Raw genomic sequence first — 19,546 nt, 5'->3', positions numbered from 1 at the left:
AACACAGTCACCGGTGACTTATAAGCAAGCACCAGTACAGACAAAAAAAGGATCGATGCAGCGAGCGACAAACAGAGCACATTGTATCTGACGAAGGCTCATCTACTCTATATTGCTCACAGCAGTTTTTGTCTCGATATACCTCGTACTTTATAAATAGTTCTTTCGTTGCGAATTTATGAATGATAGCGATAAAGACTATAGCATTTTTGTCAAGGAATGAGTGTACTCTCTTCAGGCTAAAAATTCCTCGCTTCACTCCCAATTCAGAATAGAAGATATAAATAGCACAACACCATTAAAATTTTTTATAAACCTAATCATTGCTCAAAGCATTTTTCAGCTATAAGTGCTATTTCCGCAAAACAAGACAGAGAGCTTTTATTATATATCACCTTGGAACGGAACAACAACATCTTCCGGAACCATGGCATGAACATACAAGTCAAGCCATGACATCGGAGCCATCGCTTCCGTCTCCGCTCACCACGCCTGCTCGGAGAAGAAAAGAGCCATCACTTTTGTGATAGCCCTTTCTCTTGCGTACCATCAGGCCCGCTTCCGTCTGGGAGGAGATTCAGTACTCCTCCATACGCGACACGGAACGGCCGCGGGATGAGCATCCTTCACCTCTCCTCGATGAGCCAAGAGCGAGCACACCTCACGCGCCTCCGTTCCTTTTTCAGTCCTCTTCGCTCGCCTCCTGTTCATTGTAGGTTTGCTCTTTTGCCTTCCGTCTCCGGAGAAGCGGCAGAGCAATCCAGAGACAGAGCATGGCGAGGACAATACTGAATGAAGCTGAAGCATATGCTTGAAAAGGTCCCCATGCAGTGTATACGAAACCGCCAAGCAATGGCCCGACAACCCATCCAAGCGATTGCAACGATTGCGTCGCTCCACTCACACGACCTTGCTCGTGCCGTCCAACCATTTCAGAGATGAGACCTCGCAGAGCGTTTTCAACAAGGCTCCCGGAACCTGCAAAAAGCATCACCCCGACCAGCAAGAGAAGTGGGGTGGCGAAAAACGCGATGGAGCCAAGTATAAGGTAGCTGATACCAACCAGCACAAAAGCAATGAGACCGAGCCGGATGTTTCCCAACATAGCAAGGAACCAGCCAACCAACACACCCTGTACGAGAATATCTACCGCTCCAACCAGAGTCACAACGAGACCGGCCTGCGTTGCATTGAAGCCAAGGCAGTCTTTCATTAAGACTGTGAGCGTCGTCTGTAACATGCTCACCGGGAGCGCATACAAGAACCAGGCCAGCAAGAGCCAGCGCACATTTGCCCAACGAAATGCGGACACCAGTTGTTTCAAGGGATTGAGTTCGCTCACAGAAATGGAGGTGATACGATGCTCTTTGTCCAGACTCTCCGGGAGCAAGAAGTACCCCCAGACGAGCGTAAGCAGGAGCAGACCAGCGGCAACAAGAAAGGGAGCGCGATCGTTGAGCGTGGCCAACAGTCCACCAACAGCAGGACCCATGAGAGAACCGATGCTTGCCGCAGCACCCAACCAGCCGAAGTACTTACCACGGGCCTGTGGTTCTGTGATATCAGCGATATAGCCGAACAAAATGCTGATGTTGCCACCTGTCAGGCCATCGATGATGCGCCCGAGGAAGAGCAGCCAGAGCGCTCCGCCCAGACCGAAGATGAGATAGCCGAACGCGGAACCAAGCAGACAGATGAAGAGTATGGGACGTCGCCCGAAACGGTCAGAAAGCACACCCAAAACCGGCGCAGCGATCAACTGGCAGATTCCATAAACTGCGGTAAGCCATCCCATGATGACAGCAAGATTCGTCGGATGAGCCAGGTACTGTAACGTGAGAAACGGAACAAGAGGGATAATAATCGTCATCCCCATAGTGTTCAGGAGTGCGATCACGAGAAGCAGTACAAGAGACATGCGACCTACAGGTGTGTTCGAGTTCGTAGAACGAACAGACTTATGCATAGAGAAGCTCTACCTTTGCAAAAAAGTTTATCCTACTACTTCCAGGCGAAGCAGTAGCATGAACCTTTTCAAACAAGCTTGAGCTGTCTCGCGCGATGATACGCTGCACACCTGTTTACGAATGAGTATTACGGAGAAAAAGAGATTATGGGTGTCCACAAAGCGTGGATATGGGAGAGTTTGTCTCTTTCCTCGCCGTGCGCCCTATGCGACGCGAACCCATTCGCACAATGAGCAAGAATGCTGACAATGAGTGTTTGTTAGAGAGGATGTCAACATTCCATCCTTGCTTCATTGATATATTTGCTGTTTGCTTTCTGAAAAGTTGTGATCACTCTATCACAAGCCATTTCTGTCTGTCAAGCATTGTTTCTTTCGCCCTCTTAGTATCTTATTGCCTCTATTATAACACCTGTCATTCCTTGTCGTAAAGAAGGGTCATCATCCCTGGCCTTAGAGCATCATTCCCCCTATCTGCGTCCACAAGGGGGGTTGGATGTGCTGACCCCCAAAGCCTCAATCAGAGGTGATAGTGACCATGCTTCCGGAGCTTATAACTTCGATGCTGTAATATGGGGCCGTTGGCTCGAAACCATCGCTTTGCAACCACACATTGTTGCGCATAGAGGATTGACCATCGAGGACAAATGTGGAGCCCCCACCTTTGAGAATCGCTCGTACGGCGACGCCGGCAGGCCGTCGAAGCATGATTTCTGATCCTCCTCCACTGATCCGTATAGGAACCACATCAGAGGGCACAGGAAGCGCCAGGTGAACCTTGCTTCCGCCCCCCTTGATCTCGAAGGAGGCGAGCTTGAGATTGCCCAACTCGGCGGTGATATCTGATCCCCCACCCTGGATCACAATCTGCCACGGGATGGCGGCATTGAGCGTGAACGCGGCCTCACGCTGCTCTCCAACCAACCCCAATAGACGCCGTGGATAGCGGAGCGTGACTACTCCGTTTTTGGTCACAACGTTTGGCACCGCTCCCTCAAAGCGGGCCTGGTAAAGTTCGCCTATCCCTTCGCTCGCACGCAAGACCAACTGAATAGAGGTGGGAACAACAAGCCGGGCACTGGAGAGACCTTCAAGCGGCGCGGAGAAGATTTTCTCCTCACTTGAGGGAGCTTCTTGCAATCGGAGAATTTCCTTCCCGGTGCTCGTGTTGAGGCGCGTGAGAAACGCGAGAAGAAAAGCAATCTGCTCATCATCGTAATCCGATACCAGTTCCTCCCATGTCTTCCCAAGAGCATCAAACATAGGGCTAAGCCTGGCCATGTCGTCCTTGTCTCTTTCGAGGCGGACAATGACTCTGCGGCCATCGTTCGGGTCACGTTCCCGGCGCACAAGCCCGGCCTCTTCCAGCCGGTTAAGGATCCTGGCAGTTGCGCCTGTCGTCATTCCCAGAAGCTCGGCGAGTTGACCAGCAGAAACGTCACCGGCCAGATCCAGAATGTCCAGTACCTGAATGTCTGTGTCAGCCGCCATCTCGGTCCGAGTCGCAGCCACCCGGAAGAAGGAAGCACCAAAGCCATTGATCTTCCTCAATTCTTGCTTGAGTGCTCCGAGCATCTCCCTTCGATTTCTCTGAGAACCTCTTGACAATGTCTGTTCCTCCGTGTATTCTTTATTTAAGTGATTGAGTCACTTAAATTTTCAAGTTTTTACTGATTAAATCAGATGACGTAATTAGTATTCACTAATCTAATCAGTAAAATACAGTATACCATGCAAAGGTCTCACGTGCCATGACGATCTTGAAACGCGAGCATAGTGCCAAGCGTCCGGCGACTGTAACGCTTGGCGTCATCGACCGGGCCGGGACCACGGAGGTGATTTTTGCGTTCCTGGTTCTGGCGGCACAGGCGAGACCACGATAGTTCAAATTCTATCCTCATTGATGAAGGCAGTAACCAACCGAGAACCGAAAAATGAGGAGAGAGCATCACAGAACTCTCCTGGCAACGGAAAGTGAAGAACAAGTTATGCAAACGAAGGGCAATGGACAACAACTCTCTGTCTCGAAGATGCCTGTTCTAAAGGAGAAGATTGTGCAAAGCACTGCTATTCAGGTTACAGACATACAGAAATCATACAAAAATCTGGATGTTTTAAAAGGGGTGAATTTCGCTGTGGAACAGGGCAGTATTTTTGCCCTGCTTGGCTCCAACGGCGCAGGCAAGACCACGCTGGTCAAAATCCTCACCACGCTCCTCAAACAGGACAGTGGAACAGCCATCGTCAATGGTTTTGATGTCGCCTCAGAGCCTGCCCGCGTCCGGCAATCCATCAGTCTCACCGGGCAGTTTGCCGCTGTGGATGAGATGTTGACCGGGCGAGAAAACCTCATTCTGATCGCTCGACTTCGACACCTCAAACAGCCACGTCAGGTGGCTGATGAGTTGTTGGCCCGCTTTGGCTTAACCGATGCTGCCAACCGCAGGGCATCAACATATTCAGGCGGGATGCGCCGCAGGCTTGACCTGGCCATGAGTCTGGTGGGAACACCGCCGATCCTGTTCCTTGATGAGCCAACCACCGGCTTGGACCCCGAAGCCCGCATGGAGGTGTGGAAAGAGGTGAAGACGCTTGCCGATGGGGGCACCACCGTCTTCTTGACCACGCAGTACCTGGAAGAGGCGGAACAGCTTGCTGACCATATTGCGATTCTCCATGAGGGCAAGATTCTTGCCAGTGGCACGCTCATGGAGCTCAAAAAGCTCTTTCCCCCGGCTCAGGTGGAGTATGTGGAAAAACAGCCGACCCTGGAAGAGATTTTTCTTGCCATCATTGGCAAAAAGGAGTACCGATAAATGGAAATGTCACCGAGAACTCCCCCGCAAACCCGGATCCAGAACCACTTTTTCAGCGATATGAGCGTGATGGTTGGCCGTTCGATGCGCCACATTTTCCGCAGCCTGGATACCATCATCACAGTCACGATCACGCCGATTGCGATGATGTTGCTCTTCGTGTATGTCTTCGGAGGTGCTATTCAAACCGGGACAGGGAACTATGTCAATTACCTCTTACCCGGGATCGTATTGATGGCGATTGCAAGCGGGGTTTCTTACACCGCGTTCCGCTTGTTTACTGATGTGCAGAAAGGGATCGTGGAGCGCTTTCGCTCGATGCCAATAGCCCCCTCTACCCTGCTGTGGGGACATGTGCTGACCTCGCTGGTCTCCAACGCGATTTCGGTGGCGGTCATCGTGCTTGTGGCGTTGATCATGGGCTTTCGTTCGTCGGCGGGTCTTCTGGCATGGCTTGCCGTTCTGGGTATCCTTGCGTTGTTGACGCTGGCTCTAACCTGGGTCGCGGTGATCCCTGGACTGACCGCCAAATCGATAGACGGCGCGACCGCCTTTTCATATCCCCTGATCTTCCTGCCCTTTATTAGCTCGGCGTTTGTGCCAACACAATCGATGCCATTTGTCGTCAGGGTCTTTGCCGAAAATCAGCCAGTGACGGCGATTGTGGAAACCATTCGGGCGCTGCTCACTGGACAGCCTGTGTCTCAGTCGATATGGATAGCGCTTGCCTGGTGCATCGGGATTCTGGTTGTGGCCTACTTCTTTGCGATGAGGGCATACAAAAAGCGCATGTGAAAAGAGGTCACACTATCGCTACTCTTTATCATCGACGATTTCATTCCTACGATCTGACATCGATGTGACATTCAGAAATTATTAAACAACACTGTTCCCTTTGTGGGATATGTCCTACCGCAGAAAGAAGAAAGAAAGATGCAAACAAAATCAAATAGGGAAGAGCTTACTGCCCCGTATGAATGGTATCGGCAGATGCGTGAGACACAGCCCGTGTTCTTTGACCAGAAGATGCAAGCATGGCATGTTTTCCGTTACGCAGATGTAGAGCGTGTTCTCAGTGATCACACGGCATTTTCGTCCGATCAGAACCGTTTCATGCCAGAAGAGTACCGCGATGCAAACCCATTCACTTTGAGTATTATACGCATGGATCCGCCGCGCCATCACCAATTGCGCCGACTCGTATCGCAGGCCTTCACTCCACGCCGCGTGGCTCAGATGGAGGCGCGCATCACAGAGATCACCAATGCCTTGCTCGACCAGGTTATAGCAAAGGGGGAAATGGATGTGATCCAGGACCTGGCCACCCCGCTGCCAATCACGGTCATTGCAGAGTTATTAGGGATTCCCACTGAGCAGCGAGAGCAGTTTAAGCAGTGGTCCGATGCCTTTATCTCAGGCGACGGGGAAGCGACAGCAGAGGATCAGCAGGCAAGCATACAGGCAGCAGGGAGCATGGCCGCCTACTTTACGCAGCTCTTTGAGGAACGGCGCGCTCATCCGCAGGATGATCTGATAAGCGCGCTATTGCAGGCGGAAGTGGATGGGGAACGGCTGAGCAACGAAGAATTGATCGGGTTCTGCGTACTGCTGCTGGTGGCAGGCAATGAGACGACAACCAATCTGATCGGCAACGCGATCCTGTGCCTGGATGAGTATCCGGAAAGTATGGAGCTTCTGCGCGCCAATCGCAACCTGGTGCCGGGGGCGCTGGAAGAAGCCCTGCGCTACCATTCGCCGGTCAAACTTCTGCCGCGCTGGAGCGTGAGCGAGACGATGATTGGTGATCAGCACATTGAAGCGGGTCAGGTGCTCCTTACCTGGATCCACTCAGCAAATCGCGATGAGACGCAGTTCCCCGATGCCGATCAGTTTCTGATCGAGCGTGAGCCCAATCGGCACCTGGGCTTCGGGCGCGGTATCCACTTCTGCCTGGGGGCTCCTCTGGCGCGTTTGGAAGCGAAGATTGCGCTGAATGCGATGCTCGACCGGCTGCCAGGCTCCTGGAACGTGCCTGATGAGCCATTGTCCTTGGTCAAGAATATGTCTACATTTGGCGTAAAGAAGCTGCCCCTGGTCTGGGAAAAAGAATAGAACGAGTATTCTGGCAAGCAGGCCCCCCCTCTCCGATGAACTGAGAGGGGGACAGTTCATTGTGTTATCGCAAGCTGCTTCAGGAGAAAATACACTGTGATGCCACAAGAGGAAACATATGAACAAACAGGCTTAATCTACGGCAGATATGGAGGCGATCAGGTATACGACGAGGCACCCTATGAACCAGGAATGAGCGAAATACCAGTAGCGAAAGTGTATCAGGAATCACATCACAATCAGAATGTGCTACGCCTCATAGGGCTCGTCATTACAATGATAAGCTTGCTTGCGTTCGCTGTAATCTGCCTGGTTCTTGTCGGTGGCATAGGAGGATTGATTAGTTTCTGTGCTGCATGTGTCGCTACCCCCTTTATTGTGGCCTATGCAGCAATCGACAAGATAAAGTGAGCGCTTTGCATGGGTGGCAGTGATGCCCATACTGAGCCCTTCTTGATAGAGGCCATTGAGAAACAAAGGGACGAAAAGCCACGTTCAATGAGAGCACTTCCCCGGCTTGTTTGGAAAGATAAGCCGGTCTTTTCCGCCGCTGCACTGCAATAAGAATATGCTCTCCATACTTCCTTTGCACATAAGCCTCTAAAGAAGGGCTCTCTGCTAGCCTGTTCAGGTTCATGGCTCCCGCCCGGGGCGCAACACTCAACTCACTTATGCGGAAAACCTGAATGAGAGCTGTTGTCAAACCCCAAACTCAGCAGACATATTATGTAGCCTACTTTGAGATGACGAATCTACCGGAAGGAACGACTGAGGTGCATGTCCAATCTATCATTGATGCGCTTAGTGGAAAACCTACCCCGCTGAATTTCACTCTGCCGGTACACCAGCCCTGACCGATAAGCAAGGAAGGCTGAGCGCTCCTCGATCCTCTCTACTCAGAGAGAAACATGCAGGCCAGAGCGTAAGTGCATCGACTCCACTTCTCTGGCCTCTGTATTCGCCTTCTGTTACGGTGCCCAGGGTGAAACCAGTGCCCAGGTGACGTCCGGAGTATAACTTGCAGGATTATCCCAGGAATACAGACCGCTATTGCTTGCAATCCAGAGTTCACCGTTTATATGGCGAATGTAACGATCAGGATAATTGTAGGACAAAAAGGAGATGCCGCTTCCTGATAGCCCGCGTTGTGCACAGAAGGTGGCATCAAGCGCAAAGAGCCTTGAGCCATCGGGAGCATCCAAATGGATCCGATAGGAGCTATGGCGCAGATAGTGGCCAGGATAATTCTTTGACTCGAAAGAATAGCATCCGGCATCAGCCAATCCCGGCACAATCTTAAACGTCGCATCCTGTTTATCAAGCAGTGGGCTACTCGCGTTCATAACAGTCGTTACGCCCAATCCGTCCCTGTGACGGATAAAGTTATCGGTGAAACCCGGAGTCGTCACCTGGATGGACTGGAATACATTGGTTGTCAGTGAGGTGCGCAAGGGGCGCGTCTCCACACCTTGAGAGGTCATCGTCACCGGCTGAATTGTCCCATTCGCTCCATAGAACATCCGATCGATCGCGACCTTGCGTTGTGAGAAATCGTTATTTTCATACCGATGATACACAATATACCAGTCATCAGAACCAGGATACCGAAGAAAGGCATGATGCCCCGGCCCCTTATATACATCATTTGAAGAAAGAATAGTTCCGCGATGCGTCCAGGGACCAAGCGGAGAAGAGCTTGTCGCGTACTGTACATTATAGCTGCTGTCGCAGTAACAACCATTCGAGTAGGAGAGGTAGTAGACACCATTCCGCTTATGAACCCAGGATGCCTCCGTGAAGTTCAGGGGCGTCTGCACGATCTGCCCACCATTCAGTGAGACCATGTCCCCGTTCAACCTGTAGATGCCCATTTTTCCCTGTCCGGCGGAACCTCCATAGTACAGATAGGCTTGCCCATCATCATCGATAAAAACCATCGGGTCGATCGACTCAACGCCGCTCAGACCTGCTGGCACAAGCGGTTTTCCAGTATCAGTACATGGCCCCTTCGGACTGTCACAGACCGCGACACCTATCTGCACATCCGCTGCAAAATAAAAGTAATATTTTCCATTGCGATACACCATGTCTGGCGCCCAGGCTCGCGTATCCGCCCAACTCACCTGCGAACCAACATCAAGAATAACACCCTCATCGACCCAGTGCGATAGATCAGTAGACGACCATGCATGAAAACGGTTGTTGTCAAAACCCGAGGGATAAATCCAGTAGCGCCCCTCGAAAATCTTGATACTCGGATCTGCCTGATTTCCGGGAAGAATCGGGTTCCCGGTCGTTGCAGCGCTGGCGTTTGGCACCAGAAGACCACTCCCTATCATCATGGAAAACAAGACTATTCCTACCACAAACAACAAGATGAACGGCTTCCTGATGGATCTTTCCTTCATACGAGCCTCCCTGCTCTGTATTCAAAAGGGTCTAACGCTCAGGAATATCACTGTGAGATCTGGTCAGAGCACATGCCGGTTCCACTTTTCTCCCACTATATGAGGAGAAGAAGCAGAGGAAAAACAGAATACGATCTTTTCATTGTTGATACTACCATAACACAGAAAAATTCTTTTTACAATAGAACTCAAGCTCTATACACTTTTTATCTATCCGCCCTTTTCCATCAACAGCCACTTTCAACAATAGCTCTGATCAGGCTGAAAAGTATCAAGGTCATGGTCATCGCTCAACAAATTGCACTGCTGAGATAAAGAGATACTATGCTCCGTTGATACAGCATATCGATAGAGCTTTATTCGAAAGCGCCAGAAGGTCCCTGACTTGAGCCGCGAGGAGTGTCAAGTATGGGTGTATCTCAGACATTTCGGCGATCAGGGACCTGAAGGGGCGGGCAGTGAACAAGCGATGCAGGGGAGAAAGCGAGTTCACAACAGAGAAAGCGCCTTCGCTTCAATCTCCCTCGGTGCAGGGCTGCAATCAACAACCTCCACCCGAAAAGACACAGGCTTTAATCGCGTTCAGCTTGTGAGTACCACATCCACTGTGCTCGTATCGTCTCCAGAGCAGGTCCTACTTCGGTTGCCATATCCTTCCAGTGACACTCTATTGAAATGCGCTGATCATAGCCACACTGCTGAAGCACTGAAAAATAGGGGCGAAAATCCTCTCCATGTACTCCCGGAGCACTACGTTCCTCCAGTTCAGCGACATGCACATGTGCCAGATAGGGAGCGACCACCGCGATACTTGCAGGTGCTTCCCGATTACTTGCCATATGATAGGTATCGACCAGGAGCCCCGCACCAGAGGTCGCAATGCTGGCGACCAACTCACCACCCTCGGCCACTGTATTGATCACATTTGTTTCCTGATAGCGTAGAGGCTCTAACGCAATACGCACCCCATGCTCTTTCCCCCAATCACTCCAGGTAGCGAGATAATCCGCAATCTGCTGGATTGCCTCCGCTCGCTCATATCCCTCCGGGCAGGCTCGGGCCCCTCCACTCCCAAAGACAATCACCCGAATTCCTGCCTCCTCTGCACGCCGCAACACGGTCCGCACATAGCGCTCCACCCGCTCCCGATCGACAGACCGTTCTGGTGTTGCAAGCAGCGGAAAGTTTCCAGGGAAAAAGACATTCGCCACCTCAATCGGAAAGGGAAGCACACGACGCGCCTCGCGTAACTGTTCTGCAAACGCCTCCTGCGAGCGCTCGGGCATCAGAAAATGTTGTACGTTTTCTTCAAGATAGTCAACATTGAGTGCTGGAAATGCAGCAACCTGCCGAAATGAAGCACAGATACCAAACTTCATCATTGCTCCTTTCAATCCCGCTCAATCGAGAGCGACTAACAAGCGCGCTTCCACAATCTCCGGGCATCGCCATTGCTCCCCGCAGAGAAAACGTTTACTTGATAATCCTTCTACAGCATACCACAACGGCAGGAGACGTACCATCACGATCATATGCATGCAGCTTACAATGAAGAGAATAAAAGGGGTAAACGTCTTTGCTGGCTTTTGAACAGAGAATCAGCCAGTTCAGGCATATCTCGGGTTGAGCTATGGTCGTAAGAAAGAGCAGTCCGTGAGAAAAGGAGGGTCTAGAGCCTGGAGAAAGAGAAAACGGAGCGACGCAGAACCAGCCTTCCCTACAGAGCCATCCGGAAAAACAGGTGCCGAAGCTGATAGGCAAAGGAGCAAGCACCTCTCGCTCTTCGATCCACTTTTCAGCATTCCCCGGGCTTGTGCCCTGGGCAGTGTCAAACGCTACGACTCGGCTCTTTATCAGCTCGACACTGTTCCGAAAGGCTTGCAGCATGAGCAAGAGAAACTGCTGACACTCCCGACAAAATAAATGAGCACATCCCTCATCTCTTGCGCTATACTATCAGCATGTTCGATTCATGAGTTCGGGAGGTTTTTCACGACTGTGGCACATCAGCAAAACCAGCAGCAGAGCAGAAGCCATCTATCCCTGAACACCCTTGTTGCAGGCTTCCTCATTCTCCTCTCTTTCCTGATCTCACCTTTCCTTTTGCTTTCAGGCTTTTCATCGGGCCTTACCACGCACCGGATCATCCATCCGGCAAAGCCCAAAAGCCAGAGCGAAATAGCACACGCTTCACCTGAGATCAGCAGAGATATCCAGCAATGGCGCACATTACTGGCAGCCCTCCCTCGTATTGAGTATCGCTCGGAACTACTCGTCCCTAATTATGCGGAGGATCGAGCATTACGCGAAGCGCTCCTCACCCCCCTGGCAGAGTGGCAGCCCGATCCGGACGATCCACAACATCATTTCTATCGCGCCTCGAATAAGTTGCTTATCTCGTTTCGCTCCCCAGGAGACACCACAACCGACAAGCTACATGCCTTATCACCGGACACCTCAAACGAACGAGCGCTGCTCACGGCTCGTGTTCTCCTGGGGCTCTGGTGGAACCGTTTCAATGATGAGCGATATAGCAGCAATGGGTACGTTGTGGTGCGCACTGATGAGCTTCTTCACTGGCGCGGGGTTCAGAAACACCAGCGCAAGGCGTTCCCGGGCGCAAGCAAACGCTACAGCGATGGGTTTCAATGGAAACACAAGCAACAGCTTGTACAGGATATCACGCTTTTGAGTCAGTGCTATGTACAGGGCTCCCATCTTACCATCACCGAAGGGAAAGCGGTGCATCACACCGTCAACTCGCCCTATCTTTCCCTGATGCCTATCAAGGAAGCAGAGAAAGCCATACCACAAGGATATGCGATTGCGCCTGGGAGCTGGCTTGTGGACTATCTTCAACAGAACAACTGCTATTTTGCATCGCTTGATCGTCAGGTTTTCCAGCTCAATCCACAGAGCGAGCGTATCACCCTGAGGCTTGCGCTCTACCTTACCGAGCAATGGAGGCAACAAAAGCGCAACAAGACAACCACACCGTTCGTTCTTGCCGATCTGCTGGCCGCAAGCAAGGTTCCCATTGATCGCCCGAATATAACGACACGCTTTGCGCCTCGCGTTGAAGCTGCTTTACAGAAATTGTATACAATGGGATTGCTTCAGGAGCCGCCGCGCTGTTTAACTGACATCGATAAAAGCAAAACCCGATGGGGTAACGAGTGGTTGGCCTCCCAATGGCTCCTGCTCCCGGAGAAACATCTTTCAGGAAATCACTTGCGGGGGCCATAAGCCCCCACTCCCTTCCGTTGAAATCCCCACTTCCTCCCGTTGAAATCCCCACTCCCCTCCGTTGAAAAAAGACGCACAAATACCCTTCACAGGCCCTCAATCCTGCCGCCCTCTTCGCCCCATTTCTCCGCTATGCTGAACACAGATACATCGGCATACAGAAGGAGATTTCTATGTGGCAAAAACTACGCCTTCTCTGGGGCATTCATGATATTCGCCGTAAGTTCCTTCTTACAGCAGGACTACTCCTTGTCTTTCGCGTGCTCGCACACATTCCCGTCCCCCTGACTGCTTACCAGAGAGAACAGCTACTGGCTCTTATGCAGAATACGCAGTCCACTCAGGGCCAGCTCCTTTCGTTTTTCAATCTCTTTTCCGGGGGAGCACTGCAAAACTTCTCGCTGGTAGCGCTCGGCATCTACCCTTACATTACAGCGACTATCGTTGTCCAATTACTAACGCCCTTGCTTCCTGCGCTGCAACGCATGCAGGAAGCAGGAGAACGAGGGAAGCAGCAGCTCATACAGATGACGCGCCTGTTCGCCATACCACTGGCCTTCCTGCAAGCGCTCTCACAAACAGCGCTCCTTGCAAATACAGGCGTTCTAGATCCAGCAACCTTCAACCTCTTTGGTGCACACTGGCTCCAGACACTTGCTATTCTGCTCTCCCTGACGGCAGGCACCATTATCCTGATCTGGCTTGCCGAACTGATAACTGAGCATGGCATAGGAAACGGAACCTCTATTATTATCGTCGCTGGTATCCTCAGCTCGCTCCCCGGTAGCATTCAGCGAACCATACTTTCGCTCTTCACCTCGGGAGGAAATGGCAGCTCTGTTGTCACGCTTGCTGCGCTCTTCCTTCTCCTGCTCCTCCTGCTGCTCTCTATGGTCTATATGTATTCAGGTCAACGACACGTTCCTGTTTCATACCCGACCAAACGCAACAAACTTCATGCCTTCAGACACACGACCTTTCTGCCAATGCAAGTCAACAGTGTAGGGATGATCCCGCTCATCTTCGCTCAGGCTTTTCTCCTCTTCCCCCATACGATCGGTCAGCTCCTTGCTGGAAGTCAGCTCCCGTGGGCCCGAGAAGCCGGAAGATGGATCACCCTGTATCTCAGCAACCCAACAACGTGGTACTACTGGCTGATCTATGCTGTGCTAACCGCGGCCTTTACCTACTTCTATACCTATGTGCAGTGGCAACAACAGAGCATCGCGGAATCTCTCCAAAAACAGGGAGCGATCATTGAGGGATATCGCCCGGGAGAAGCAACGAACCGCTATCTTTCCCAGATACTCTCACGTATAACTTTCGGTGGAGCACTCTTTCTCTGCTGTATGGTTGTGCTACCGGCCTTCTTCCAGACAGGAGGGAATATCCCGGTGAACAGTTCCTCCCTGCTCATCGTTGTAGGAGTCATACTAGACACGCTCCGTCAGCTAAATGCTCAGGTTGTAGCAAGAAACTACAGCGGGTTTCTCAGCGAGTGAAGAAAAGCCAGGTGATACCCGCTTGCGCGTTTTCCCGCACAACTGAGATGTGAGAAATCTCCATGTCCAGTTCATGCCAGGGGAAGACGCTCTTTCCCTTGAGATGGGGAGTTTTCGCTTCTGGCCGCTTTGCCATCCACCATATATGCATGAACACAGAAATGCATACACGCTTTCTCTAGACAAAAAAAGGCTGTTGACCCATTCCAGGTCAACAGCCCTTTCAGCTTGCTCTATTGATGCCGTTCGAGCACAAACACCGGGATCTCTCGTGTTGTCTTCTTCTGATACTCTGCATAGGGCGGAAAGACCGTTACAGCATGCGCGAAGGCACGTTCTCGCTCCTCGCCACTCAAGAGCCGGGCCGTTGCTGTAAAGGTTTCCTGCCCTACCTCAACGGTCACCTCAGGATTCGCCAATAAATTATAATACCAGAGAGGATGTTTCGGATCTCCCCCCTTCGACGCGACTGCCAGATAGTGTTCTCCATAGGGCACGGAGATCAACGGATAGACGCGCGGTTGGCCTGTTTTCGCGCCCTTAATCGTTACCAGGAGCAGGGGATATCCATTCTGCTTCACAGTGCCGCCACTTTCGCGGAACCGCTCCACGATACTTTGATTATATGTCACAAAATCCATATCTTTTTCTCCATTTATGAGCATATTCACATCACGCCAGAAAAGGCCGACATCCTCTCTGACTATCCAGAGAACAGTGCTCGTATCCCTGGATAAAGCGCAAGAAAAACCCTGCGTTCAGTTCTATAAAACAGAGAAACAAGCTACTTTATTCCTTTCCCGATACTATGGAGCTCTTTCTACACCCGGGATACCTTGAATCTGTCCCTACCATTACAGGTCATACAGATTACAGAACAAACGGCACACGTCCTATACATATCCCCTGACAGCAGTATTCGCGGCTTTCGGACGACATGGACCCAATACGCACCTAATGGGAAGGCCCATGCTCATCCAAGGACCTTCCCCACATTGACACCTTTCAGCAGGATCTATTCTTGCTCAACATCTCTGGACAATGCATGCTCGTCTGCAATCTGAAGGACGATCCGACCACCTCCATGCGCCTGCTGCACCTCTTGCAGAGGAAAGACTGTCGTTCTCGGAGTCTGAACGGAGCCCTCATCGATAAGTGCAGCAATAGCCTGCAAGATTTCGCTGGTAATAGTTGCCAGGAAGAAGATGCCCTGCGTCCCATGCTCTTCCATCAGCTCCGGCGCCGGTTGCGAGACAGCAGAGATCAATGTTCCCCCTCGCCGCAATACCCGTACTGATTGCTCTGCTGTCTTCCCGCCAACCGCATCAAAGATAAGATCAACAGCATCAGTGATAGAGCCAGTTATCTCTTCAGGTGGGACCTTTGTATAATCGATCACTTCGTCAGCACCAAGCGAGCGAACATAATCTTGATTTTCAGAAGATGCAGTCGCGAGCACATATGCTCCCTTCAGATGAGCAAGCTGGACTCCAAACGAACCGACACCGCCAGCAGCTCCCAGAACCAGGACACGCTGACCGGCCTGCAATTTCCCATAAAGAAGTTCCTCCCCCACGTAGAGTACTCAGTGACAGATTTTGGCTTCAGTCTAAAACCAATTATTCTCTTAATGCCCAACTGGGGAGAGCAGCATATGCAGCATTTTGGAGATATATCGAATCCTGCAAGCACGAGATGTTTTGACAATCGAAAGGATAATATAAATGTTTTGAGAGCGCACCGGGCAGATAATCACAACAAGCAATACGGACCGGCAACCGGAGCCACTCCTGTGCCTGACGTGTAAACACTTCTCAGCCGGTTTTGCGCCTGCTTTTCTGCCTACGAGCAGACACATCACGATACTTCGTATCGCGGATGTCAGGCATACTCTGGCAAGCCGCCTGCGTGGAGTTATCGCGATTCTGGATTGAGCAGGGCACAATCTGCCCGCAGTGTCCTCACTTATTCCCGACTCTGATGCATAAGTGACGACATCAGGTGCGGAAGCCCGGTAAAAGAGGAGATGCCCGACACTTCTTTTAGCAGGCTTCCAGGAATCCCCTCTTCTACTTTTGCTGGAGAAACTCTTTCAGCGAACCGTCGCTACTCTTCCTCAAAACCTGACTGCGGGTGGAATTTGAGTGTACGGCAGTTCTCCTGAACAATGCGTTGAATATGTTCGGGCACACCATCGGGAATCTCAGCCTGAATTTCCAGCGTCACCGTGACCCGAGATCCCAGAAGGCCCGCCAGATGGGTCACGACTTCCCGCATAATGGTCGCCGCATCTCCAGCCATGCGCAACGGATCCAGATCAACAGTACCATGAAAACGGCGTGGAAGCTGTTCCTCTGGCGGTTCCGGGAGCACAGGCACTGAGACGCTCCCCGGCCCTGTTGGTGGCCAATCATGTCCGTTCGTTTCTCCTCTGGGAAGATGTCCGTTCTCACCGACCGGTTTCATGCCACCATTGTCCTGCTGATTCCCACCGGGCTCCACTGGCGGCTTCATGCTTCGCGCCAGATCGCTGGCAAGCTGTGCCTGTGCCACTTCTGGCTTCACAAGCACCGCGTCGGAGTTGAGCCGAATTTCCGCAAGCTCGCCTGCTTTGAGCCCCTTATACCGGTTCGTCTCCGCCTCCCAACTATCTGCGTAGGCGAAGGTTTCCTCTGCCCATTGCTTCGATGCTACCCCATCCTGAATCGCCGCTTTCAGGATATCGCTGTTTTTCAGACGTGGCAAATAAATAAAGCAGGCGAAATTCTCGGCAAGCCGCTTGACACTGATATGGTCATTCTGCCACAACGGGATTCGGTCCAGTTCGTGGCGCAGCGTCGTCCCGGCCCATTCTGTCAGCAGCAGTCCCTCAGTCCGAAGCTTGCGACTGGCGGTCTCGGCAAGTCTGCCGACCTGTTGAGGTTGAATGCGCAACTCCGTCAATACATCAGGTTTACGCGGGTCTGGCTGATCGGGAATCAGCAAAAACGTATAGGTACCTGGCAAGCGCTGATTGATCGTCTCATCGGCGTCTTTGAGCCGCGTTTCTGCTTGCTTCTTCTGGTACGCGTCGAGATTGAGCGTCTCGCTTTCTTCATAAATAGATTTCCAGGCGCGATAGCGGCGCACGGCCTGTTGTAGTTCCTCAAGGCGCAAACGATCGGGTGCAAGGAAGATCAGCGTGTTGCGATAGCTTCGACGCGCATTCCCTCGCATATTCAGTATCGTCGTGGCCTCCCGGCAGGCCGGGCTCTCCAGGTCAGCGCGCCCATGCACAAACTGCGGCTTGAGAATAACCAACCGCACAGCAGTATCATCATCAGGGATGTCGCTGCTGGAGGCCGGGCAGACATGCACTCGTGAGAAATCGCCCCGATTGTTCTGCTCGAGCTTCAAGCGGCGCTCGATCTCTTCCAGGACGGCATATTCATCCTGCTGGGCGGCGCGATCCTGTGCCAGACGTGTCACGCTCGGCTGGGTCTTATACCAGTAGCGTCGTTCATTCTGATACAAATGAGTTGCATGATCGCTCAGACGACGCAGCGCATCGCCAAAGGTCGAAACCTGCTCGCCGGGCTGCACGCACCCGAGATTGATAAACGTATCTTCCAGCCCACGATTGCCGTTCTGGGCAAGAGGAGCAGATCCCAGATAGATCGTTCGCGCAACACGCCTGCATGCTGAATAGCGTCCCAGGTTCGGCGTTTCCCGGTCGATCTTGAGGGGAAGCGAGTTCGGTCCATCAATGTCTTTCTCAATGACGGGAACCCAGTTGTCTTCCAGATAGTGCGTGAGCTCATACTGCACATTCGGCTCATCAATCGGCACATTTGCTGGCAGAATCAGCAAATTGGTATCCTGCCGCTCCCAGAGCGAGTGCACCACAGCAGCCATTAAACGCAGTACTCCGCGAGTTCGCTGGAATTTTTCCAGACTTGACCAATCGTTATACAAGCGATCAAATAGTTCCGGGTGAATGGGATAGCAGCTCTTGATCCGACGCTCGTACTCGGCCTCGCGATAATGAAGCGGAAATTCCTGCGCTTGCTCGCGATAGAACTCCACAAAGCGTTTCGCAACCGCATCACGCGCCGGGTAATAGGCGGGATTCATTGGCTGAAATAAGCGACGGCGCACAATCTCAAATCCCTCTTCGGCGTTGGCCGGACGCCAGGGCGATTCCACCCGCCCAAAGATATTTCGTAAGCGGGCAAGGGCTTCTTTCCCTCCCTCGCCTCCGGTCTCGATATCAGAAGCAGGCAGAGTCGCCACAACCAGCGTGCCGGGCGTTTCCCGGGCAGCTTCTGTGAGAGCCTGAGCAAAGCTCATGTTCGCGTCGAAGGAGCCAGAAGGCAGAGTGGGATCACTATAGGATTGGCGCACATAGGTGATCCATTCGTCGATCAGAATCAGGCAGGGAGAAGCCGCCGTAAAGAGCGCACGCAACACATTTGAGCCGGGACTGACCCGACGCTGATCGGCTTCGGCCACCATCTCGTAGCCTTCCTTGCCAAGCAACTGATGAGCCAGCTCACCCCAGAGCGTGTTCACCTTACAACCATCAGGCTTAAGCTGCGCCTGCCCGGGAGAGAGCTCATATCCAACCAGCACGGCCCGCTTGACACGTGGAATATGCTCGATTCCCACTCTTTCCTGCAGATCCTCTATACCCGGCAGTTCATGCGCTGGCGTCCCCGAAAAGAGGTGATAGAGGGCGAGCAGTGAATGGGTCTTGCCACCTCCGAAGTTCGTCTGAAGCTCAATAATCGCATCTCCACCTTTGTTCGAGAGCCGGTGCAGGGCATCACTGAGCAGGCGGGTCAGTCCTTCGGTCAGAAAGGTGATCTCAAAGAAACGCCGCGGATCTCGATACTCTTCCTCTCCCTCACCGCGGTGCACCTGCCCGAGGTTCGCCGCAAAGCTGCTTCGCTCGTATTTTCCAGATGCGACATCAGGATGCGGTGTCACAATCTGACGCCAGGGAAGCAGCGACGCGACCGGTTGCCCCTCAATAGGCGTAATAGCGGTTTTCTGAAACTCACGGCGTGCCTGCTCTTCATAACGAAGACGAAGCACGTCCTGTTTCTGCTGCTCGATTTTCCGGGCGGCATCCGAAGCCGCAATCGCATTGAGCAAGTGGTGAATCGTATCCAGCGCCCGATACACATCATCGCTGCTGAAGGATTTCTGGTGCGCCCAACGATTCCGTACATCTCGGATCTCACCGACCCAACTGCGCTCGGCAAGCCTAAGCGTCTTGCCAAAGACATCGAACCAGTTGTTCAACATAATCGTGAGCAGCGCTGTGGTGTCGAGATGAGCGTCCTCAGCATCCTCTGTTTGCTGAAAACTCTTCAAAGATTGTTGCGCCTTCTGCCACCATTGCTCTTTATAGACAGTATACATTCTATGTTCAATGTAAGGCTTCAGCGCCTCATTAAGCACATCCAGCGCTTTTCCAACCCGCTCATGATTGCTTTGCGCCATAATCCATCT

16 protein-coding genes are annotated in these 19,546 nt (G+C 52.2%); 8 read left to right on the top strand and 8 right to left on the bottom strand.

From position 1 onward, the window contains the following. Positions 1 to 682 precede the first annotated feature (682 nt). Both EI42_RS18100 and EI42_RS18095 read right to left on the bottom strand, forming a co-directional pair. Complete coding sequence (locus tag EI42_RS18100; RefSeq protein ID WP_111324040.1) at positions 683 to 1,966, bottom strand: MFS transporter; 1,284 nt, start codon at positions 1,964 to 1,966, stop codon at positions 683 to 685. Between the two features lie 516 nt (positions 1,967 to 2,482). Next, positions 2,483 to 3,541 (bottom strand): MarR family winged helix-turn-helix transcriptional regulator, encoded by a 1,059-nt coding sequence (locus EI42_RS18095; protein ID WP_111324039.1) that lies wholly within the window; start codon positions 3,539 to 3,541, stop codon positions 2,483 to 2,485. Positions 3,542 to 3,717: 176 nt separating this feature from the next. Between EI42_RS18095 and EI42_RS34400 the strand changes: the two genes are divergently transcribed. From EI42_RS34400 to EI42_RS18075, 5 genes are all read left to right on the top strand, one after another. Continuing rightward, positions 3,718 to 3,849 (top strand): hypothetical protein, encoded by a 132-nt coding sequence (locus EI42_RS34400; protein WP_281279012.1) that lies wholly within the window; start codon positions 3,718 to 3,720, stop codon positions 3,847 to 3,849. 147 nt (positions 3,850 to 3,996) lie between these two features. Further along, positions 3,997 to 4,782, top strand: a complete 786-nt coding sequence (locus EI42_RS18090) for an ATP-binding cassette domain-containing protein (RefSeq protein ID WP_111324083.1) — start codon at positions 3,997 to 3,999, stop codon at positions 4,780 to 4,782. Continuing rightward, entirely contained in the window at positions 4,783 to 5,577 is a 795-nt protein-coding gene (locus tag EI42_RS18085; protein ID WP_281279011.1) for an ABC transporter permease, read from the top strand. A gap of 138 nt (positions 5,578 to 5,715) precedes the next feature. Next, on the top strand, positions 5,716 to 6,894 hold the full coding sequence (locus tag EI42_RS18080) for a cytochrome P450 (RefSeq protein WP_111324038.1): 1,179 nt from the start codon (positions 5,716 to 5,718) through the stop codon (positions 6,892 to 6,894). Between the two features lie 96 nt (positions 6,895 to 6,990). Further along, positions 6,991 to 7,305, top strand: coding sequence for a hypothetical protein (locus EI42_RS18075; RefSeq protein WP_137686320.1), 315 nt, complete (start codon positions 6,991 to 6,993; stop codon positions 7,303 to 7,305). Positions 7,306 to 7,862: 557 nt separating this feature from the next. Here EI42_RS18075 and EI42_RS18070 read toward each other — a convergent pair. Both EI42_RS18070 and EI42_RS18060 read right to left on the bottom strand, forming a co-directional pair. After that, positions 7,863 to 9,302, bottom strand: coding sequence for a family 43 glycosylhydrolase (locus EI42_RS18070; RefSeq protein WP_111324036.1), 1,440 nt, complete (start codon positions 9,300 to 9,302; stop codon positions 7,863 to 7,865). Positions 9,303 to 9,874: 572 nt separating this feature from the next. Then, the gene (locus tag EI42_RS18060) at positions 9,875 to 10,684 is read right to left on the bottom strand and encodes a sugar phosphate isomerase/epimerase family protein (protein WP_246046473.1); all 810 of its coding nucleotides are present in this window, start codon (positions 10,682 to 10,684) and stop codon (positions 9,875 to 9,877) included. 616 nt (positions 10,685 to 11,300) lie between these two features. Here EI42_RS18060 and EI42_RS18050 point away from each other — a divergent pair. Both EI42_RS18050 and secY read left to right on the top strand, forming a co-directional pair. After that, positions 11,301 to 12,548, top strand: a complete 1,248-nt coding sequence (locus EI42_RS18050; protein ID WP_111324032.1) for a hypothetical protein — start codon at positions 11,301 to 11,303, stop codon at positions 12,546 to 12,548. A gap of 173 nt (positions 12,549 to 12,721) precedes the next feature. Then, positions 12,722 to 14,050 (top strand): preprotein translocase subunit SecY, encoded by a 1,329-nt coding sequence (secY, locus tag EI42_RS18045; RefSeq protein WP_111324031.1) that lies wholly within the window; start codon positions 12,722 to 12,724, stop codon positions 14,048 to 14,050. Here secY and EI42_RS33360 read toward each other — a convergent pair. The 3 genes from EI42_RS33360 to EI42_RS18035 all read right to left on the bottom strand — a co-directional run bounded on the left by EI42_RS33360 (position 14,040) and on the right by EI42_RS18035 (position 15,626). After that, entirely contained in the window at positions 14,040 to 14,201 is a 162-nt protein-coding gene (locus tag EI42_RS33360; RefSeq protein WP_211326240.1) for a hypothetical protein, read from the bottom strand. The genes secY and EI42_RS33360 overlap by 11 nt on opposite strands. A gap of 82 nt (positions 14,202 to 14,283) precedes the next feature. Next, positions 14,284 to 14,691 carry a nitroreductase family deazaflavin-dependent oxidoreductase gene (locus tag EI42_RS18040; RefSeq protein WP_246046471.1) on the bottom strand — a complete coding sequence of 136 codons (408 nt, stop codon included), beginning with the start codon at positions 14,689 to 14,691 and terminating at the stop codon, positions 14,284 to 14,286. A gap of 374 nt (positions 14,692 to 15,065) precedes the next feature. After that, positions 15,066 to 15,626, bottom strand: a complete 561-nt coding sequence (locus tag EI42_RS18035) for a zinc-binding dehydrogenase (protein ID WP_111324029.1) — start codon at positions 15,624 to 15,626, stop codon at positions 15,066 to 15,068. Here EI42_RS18035 and EI42_RS34925 point away from each other — a divergent pair. Beyond that, positions 15,525 to 15,857, top strand: a complete 333-nt coding sequence (locus tag EI42_RS34925; protein ID WP_111324028.1) for a winged helix-turn-helix transcriptional regulator — start codon at positions 15,525 to 15,527, stop codon at positions 15,855 to 15,857. The two genes, EI42_RS18035 and EI42_RS34925, sit on opposite strands and share 102 nt — an antisense overlap. A 299-nt stretch (positions 15,858 to 16,156) precedes the next feature. Here the strand turns inward: EI42_RS34925 and EI42_RS18025 are convergent, their stop codons facing one another. After that, positions 16,157 to 19,537: a Swt1 family HEPN domain-containing protein gene (locus tag EI42_RS18025; RefSeq protein ID WP_111324027.1), complete on the bottom strand. Its 3,381-nt coding sequence runs from the start codon at positions 19,535 to 19,537 to the stop codon at positions 16,157 to 16,159. Positions 19,538 to 19,546: the final 9 nt, after the last annotated feature.

It is taken from the genome of Thermosporothrix hazakensis (assembly GCF_003253565.1).
In the GTDB taxonomy this organism is placed as follows: domain Bacteria; phylum Chloroflexota; class Ktedonobacteria; order Ktedonobacterales; family Ktedonobacteraceae; genus Thermosporothrix; species Thermosporothrix hazakensis.
The sequence above is the reverse complement of the archived record's forward strand: the minus strand, read 5'-3'. Positions and strand labels throughout refer to the sequence as shown.

What these genes read in the sequence shown, in the direction of transcription:
- EI42_RS18100 (WP_111324040.1), bottom strand. Translation starts at nt 1,966, where the DNA reads ATGCATAAGTCTGTTCGTTCTACGAACTCGAACACACCTGTAGGTCGC.
- EI42_RS18095 (WP_111324039.1), bottom strand. Translation starts at nt 3,541, where the DNA reads ATGCTCGGAGCACTCAAGCAAGAATTGAGGAAGATCAATGGCTTTGGT.
- EI42_RS34400 (WP_281279012.1), top strand. Translation starts at nt 3,718, where the DNA reads ATGACGATCTTGAAACGCGAGCATAGTGCCAAGCGTCCGGCGACTGTA.
- EI42_RS18090 (WP_111324083.1), top strand. Translation starts at nt 3,997, where the DNA reads ATGCCTGTTCTAAAGGAGAAGATTGTGCAAAGCACTGCTATTCAGGTT.
- EI42_RS18085 (WP_281279011.1), top strand. Translation starts at nt 4,783, where the DNA reads ATGGAAATGTCACCGAGAACTCCCCCGCAAACCCGGATCCAGAACCAC.
- EI42_RS18080 (WP_111324038.1), top strand. Translation starts at nt 5,716, where the DNA reads ATGCAAACAAAATCAAATAGGGAAGAGCTTACTGCCCCGTATGAATGG.
- EI42_RS18070 (WP_111324036.1), bottom strand. Translation starts at nt 9,302, where the DNA reads ATGAAGGAAAGATCCATCAGGAAGCCGTTCATCTTGTTGTTTGTGGTA.
- EI42_RS18060 (WP_246046473.1), bottom strand. Translation starts at nt 10,684, where the DNA reads ATGATGAAGTTTGGTATCTGTGCTTCATTTCGGCAGGTTGCTGCATTT.
- secY (WP_111324031.1), top strand. Translation starts at nt 12,722, where the DNA reads ATGTGGCAAAAACTACGCCTTCTCTGGGGCATTCATGATATTCGCCGT.
- EI42_RS33360 (WP_211326240.1), bottom strand. Translation starts at nt 14,201, where the DNA reads ATGCATATATGGTGGATGGCAAAGCGGCCAGAAGCGAAAACTCCCCAT.
- EI42_RS18040 (WP_246046471.1), bottom strand. Translation starts at nt 14,691, where the DNA reads ATGGATTTTGTGACATATAATCAAAGTATCGTGGAGCGGTTCCGCGAA.
- EI42_RS34925 (WP_111324028.1), top strand. Translation starts at nt 15,525, where the DNA reads ATGAGCAAGCTGGACTCCAAACGAACCGACACCGCCAGCAGCTCCCAG.
- EI42_RS18025 (WP_111324027.1), bottom strand. Translation starts at nt 19,537, where the DNA reads ATGGCGCAAAGCAATCATGAGCGGGTTGGAAAAGCGCTGGATGTGCTT.